The 257-nt window shown below is 47.5% G+C and carries 1 protein-coding gene; it reads left to right on the top strand.

Annotated features, from left to right (window positions below):
- The coding region (locus SB756_RS32125) for a phage tail sheath subtilisin-like domain-containing protein (protein WP_410913508.1) at positions 1 to 257 on the top strand (257 nt) is incomplete at both ends.

The raw sequence follows: 257 nt of genomic DNA, 5'->3' as shown, positions 1-257 counted from the left end.
ATAACACTAGTGCGCAACTAAAAGCAACATTTGTGGCCTTCGTCAAGCGTTTGCGTGATGACCAAGGCCGTAAGGTGCAAGGTGTTTTACCGAATTATGAAGCTAATCATGAAGGAATTATCAATGTCACAAGCGGTGTCGTGCTAGAAGATGGCACAGAGATCACACCAGCCAAAGCAACAGCATGGGTGGCCGGTGCATCTGCAGGAGCCAATTTCAATCAGTCACTGACCTTTGTGGAATATGAAGGGGCTGTG

It is taken from the genome of Pseudomonas sp. SIMBA_068 (genome assembly GCF_046534705.1).
Lineage (GTDB): Bacteria > Pseudomonadota > Gammaproteobacteria > Pseudomonadales > Pseudomonadaceae > Aquipseudomonas > Aquipseudomonas putida.
Note: the sequence above shows the minus strand (reverse complement) of the source record. Positions and strands in the feature narration are given on the sequence as shown.